This window comes from Streptomyces sp. SPB074 (assembly GCF_000154905.1).
In the GTDB taxonomy this organism is placed as follows: Bacteria; Actinomycetota; Actinomycetes; order Streptomycetales; family Streptomycetaceae; genus Streptomyces.
On sequence record NZ_GG770539.1, the window covers coordinates 1,078,118 to 1,082,290 of the forward strand.

The 4,173-nt window shown below is 74.2% G+C and carries 2 protein-coding genes and 1 pseudogene; all 3 read left to right on the plus strand.

The window, feature by feature from the left end; genetic code table 11:
* Positions 1–83: 83 nt before the first annotated feature.
* The 3 genes and pseudogenes from SSBG_RS04430 to SSBG_RS04440 all read left to right on the plus strand — a co-directional run bounded on the left by SSBG_RS04430 (position 84) and on the right by SSBG_RS04440 (position 4,118).
* A pseudogene (locus SSBG_RS04430) lies at positions 84–2,211 on the plus strand (hydantoinase/oxoprolinase family protein).
* The gene (locus tag SSBG_RS04435) at positions 2,208–2,828 is read left to right on the plus strand and encodes a hypothetical protein (RefSeq protein ID WP_008745021.1); all 621 of its coding nucleotides are present in this window, start codon (positions 2,208–2,210) and stop codon (positions 2,826–2,828) included. Before SSBG_RS04430 ends, SSBG_RS04435 begins: the two are co-directional and overlap by 4 nt.
* Positions 2,829–2,831: 3 nt before the next feature.
* Positions 2,832–4,118 (plus strand): TRAP transporter large permease subunit, encoded by a 1,287-nt coding sequence (locus tag SSBG_RS04440; protein WP_008745022.1) that lies wholly within the window; start codon positions 2,832–2,834, stop codon positions 4,116–4,118.
* Positions 4,119–4,173 lie beyond the last annotated feature (55 nt).

Genomic DNA, 4,173 nt, shown 5'->3' on the forward strand with positions numbered 1-4,173 from the left:
AATCGGATAGGTCACGTTGGTGTAGATGGTCCCGGCCCACCGCCCACGCAAGCGCCGACCCAGCACAAGGAGGTGCCCAGACCATGACCACCCACCGCATCCGCGTCGGCATCGACGTGGGCGGAACCTTCACCGACGCCGTCGCCGTGGACAGCGCGACGCTCGCCCTCGTCGGCCAGGTGAAGGTCCCGACCAGCCACCATCACGAGGACGGGGTCGCGCACGGCATCGTGACCGCGCTCGACAAGCTGCTCACCGAGACCGGGCACTCCGCCAAGGACGTGTCCTTCCTGGCCCACGGCACGACACAGGCTACCAACGCCCTCCTGGAGGGCGATGTGGCGACCGTCGGGCTCATCGGGCTCGGCGGCGGCGCGGGCGCGCTCTTCACCAAGCGCCTCGCCTCGCTCGCGAAGACCGAGCTGATTCCCGGCAAGCGCTTCCCGCTCGTCTACGCGCACGTCGCCGACCCCGCGGACCGCGCCGCCGTCGAGCGCGCGGTCGAGGAGGTCGTCCGGGCCGGCGCCGAAGTGATCGTCGCGAGCCAGCCGTTCAGCGTGGACCGCCCCGAGGGCGAGGACGCGGTGCGCGAGGCCGCCGCCGCGCGCGGCGTCCCCATGACGGCCGCGCACGACATCACCTCGCTCTACGGGCTCCAGAAGCGGACCCGCACCGCCGTCGTCAACGCGGCGATCCTGCCCCGCATGTTCGCGACCGCCGATCTCGTGGACGCCGCGATCACGAAGGCCGGCGTCGAGGCGCCGCTCATGGTGATGCGCTGCGACGGCGGTGTCATGTCGCTCGACGAGATGCGCCGCCGCCCGCTGCTCACCGTCCTCTCCGGCCCGGCGGCCGGGGTCGCGGGCGCGCTCATGCAGGAGCGCGTCAGCGAGGGCGTGTTCCTGGAGACCGGCGGCACCTCGACGGACATCAGCGTCGTGCGGCGCGGCAAGGTCGCGGTACGGCACGCGACGCTGCTCGGCAAGACCTCGTACCTCTCGGCGCTCGACGTGCGCACGGTCGGGGTCGGCGGCGGCTCGATGGTGCGGATGAGCGGCGGCAAGGTGACCATGGTCGGGCCGCGCAGCGCGCACATCGCGGGGCTCCCCTACGCGTGCTTCGCCGAACCCGGCGAGCTGGCGGGCGCGAAGCTCGCCACGATGCGCCCGACGCCCGACGACGCGGACGACCACGTCGTGATCGACGCGGCCGGCGGGCGCTACGCGCTCACCATGACGTGCGCGGCGAACGCGCTGGGCCGCGTCCCCGACGGCGACTTCGCGCACGCGGACCGCGAGACGGCCCGTACCGCGCTCGCGCCGCTCGCCGCCGCGCTCGGCACCGACGTGGACGGCGCGGCGGCGCAGATCCTCGACGCGGGCACCGCGCTGGTGCGCGAGGTCGTGGAGACGATGATCTCGGACTACCGGCTCGACAAGGACGCGGTCCTCCTCGTCGGCGGAGGCGGCGGCGCCGCCTCGGTCACGCCTCACCTCGCGGTCGCCACCGGCCTCGAAGGCCGGCTCGCGCGCCACCACGAGGTCACAGCTCGATGGCGTCGCGCTCGCGCTCGTGCGCGAGCAGGTCGAGCGGATCATCCCCGGCGCGGGCCAGGAGGACATCCTCGCGGTCCGCGCCGAGGCCGAGCGGGCCGTGATCGCGCAGGGCGCCGCGGCCGACGCGGTCGAGGTCGAGGTGACCGTGGACCCGCAGACCAACACCGTGCGGGCGGTCGCGACAGGCGCCACCGAACTGCGCACCCAGGACCGGGCGCACCGCGCCGACGACGCGGAGCGGCTGCGCCTCGCGGCGACGAGCCTGAAGGCGCCGGAGGGCGAGGTGCGCGAGCTGGCCCGGACGAACGCGTACACCGTCTACGGGGCCGAGAAGCACCGCAGGCTGCGCGGCACCAGGCACCCGGTGCGGGTCGTGGACGCCGACGGCGTCGTACGACTGCACGCGCCGGACGCGCGGATCGAGACGACGACCGTGGGCGCCGCCGCGCACACCCTCGCGACGCTCGTGGACGAGTCCACGGCGTACGGGGACGGCGGGGTGCGCGCCCCGGCGCTGCGGCTGCTCGTCGGCTCGCGGATCGCGGACCTGTCCGGGGTGCTCGACCCCGCGCCGCTGCTCGCCCTGGCCCGCACCGAGCTGGAGGGGCGCCCGGCGGACGAGCGGGTCGTGGCCCTCGTGGAGGAGCGCTCATGAGCACCCTGACCGACACCACCGTGTCCGCCGCGGAGCTCGCGGCCGTGGACGACATCGAGTACGGGGCCCGGTTCCTCGCCTCGCTGGCGCTGCACGCGCACCGCGACCCCGCCGTGCTGCGGCGCTGGGCCGAGGCGGCGGACCGCTTCGGCACCGAGCTGGCCCGCACCCCCTTCCCCGCCCCCGCGCACGTCGTGGAGAGCACCGGCGGGCTGGAACGCGGTCTCCTCGCCCGGTACACCTCGCGTCCGCGCGCCGTGGAGCTGTACACCGACGCCATCGCCGCCGCCGAGCGGCTGGTGACCCGGCACGGCTGGCGCCCGTGGTTCCCCGCCGGTTCCGTGCGGGCCGCCGCGCTCGCCCACGAGGCGGTACACGAGAGCCTCCACCACGGGCCCGGGCGATCCGCGCTCAAGCACGCCCTCGGGCACACGGCGCTGCGCCTGGGCCGCTTCGGCGTGCCCGCGCACGTCGCCGGGGCCGAGGAACTCGCCGCCCACGCCTACGCGCGCACCGTCTGCGGCCTCGGCCGCAGCCCGCTCCTGTTGTCCGCCGCGCTCGCCGCGTCCTGCACCGCCGACGTGCCCGCCCCGGCACGCCCGGCCAGAGAGAAGTAAGCCATGGGCATCGTCATCCTGATCATCATGGCGGCCGGTGTCGCCGCGATGCTCACCCGCAAGCTCCCCACCGCCTTCGCGCTCGTCCTGCTCGGTGTCGTCATCGCGTTCGTCTCGGGCGCGCCGCTCACCGGAAAGAACAGCGTCCTCGACACCGTGCTCCAGGAGGGCGCCCCGGCGCTCGCCGCGACGATGATCGCGATCCTGCTCGGTTCGTGGCTCGGCAAGCTGCTGGACGAGACGGGCATCGCGGGGACCCTGGTCCGCAAGATCGTCGAGTTCGGCGGGGACCGGCCCACGATCGTCGCGCTCGGCGTCCTCATCGTCTCGACGCTCATCGGGACGGTCACCGGCTCCGCTCCCGCCGCGATGCTCGCGGGCATCATCGGCATCCCCGCGATGATCGCGGTCGGCATCCCGAAGGTCACGGCGGCGGGCACGGTCCTCATGGGCATCGCCGCCGGGATGCCCTTCGAGCTGCCGGTGTGGCAGTTCTTCTCCAGCGCGCTCGACATGCCGGTGCACGACGTGCGGCACTTCATGATCCAGCTGTTCCCGTTCGCGCTCTTCGCGGCCGTGATGTTCGTGCTGGTCGAGTCGCGGCGCAAGGGCGTCGAGCACGCGTGGGCCTTCCGCACCGAGGCGCCGCGCTCCAAGGCGGCGCGGCGGCGCGCCGAGCTGGGGGACGCGCCGTGGTACGCGCTGCTCACGCCGCTGGTTCCGCTCGTGCTCGCGCTCGGCTTCGACGTCGCGATCATCCCCTCGCTGCTCGCGGGGGTGCTGTACGCGCTCGTGACGACGACGCGGCCCGGCGAGATGAACCGGCGGCTGCTGCGCACGCTGTACAGCGGCTTCGAGGTCGCGGCGGCGCCGATCACGCTGTTCGTCGCGATCGGCATCCTGCTCGCGGCGGTGAAGCTGCCGGGCGCGGTCGACGCCCTCGAACCGCTCGTGCGGGCGGTCACGCCGGAGAACCCGGTGCTGTTCGTCGTGGTCTTCGCGCTGCTCGTGCCGCTGTGCCTGTACCGGGGCCCGCTCAATGTATACGGGCTGGGGGCCGGGATCGCGGGCGTGCTCATCGCGACCGGGATCTACCCGGCGATCGCGGTGCTCGGCATCACGGCCTCGTACAACCAGGTCTTCGGCGTCGCGGACCCGACGAGCACGCAGACCGTGTGGGCCGCGCAGTACGCGGGGGTGAGCCCGCAGCAGTTGATGATCCGCACGCTGCCGTACGTGTGGTTCGTGGCCCTCGGCGGCTTCGTGGTGACGGCGGCGGTGCACCTGTGACGGGGCGCCGGGCGCGGGCCGCTCGCTGACGGGGGCCGGGGCGGGCCGCTTCCTC

What these genes read in the sequence shown, in the direction of transcription:
- SSBG_RS04435 (WP_008745021.1), top strand. Translation starts at nt 2,208, where the DNA reads ATGAGCACCCTGACCGACACCACCGTGTCCGCCGCGGAGCTCGCGGCC.
- SSBG_RS04440 (WP_008745022.1), top strand. Translation starts at nt 2,832, where the DNA reads ATGGGCATCGTCATCCTGATCATCATGGCGGCCGGTGTCGCCGCGATG.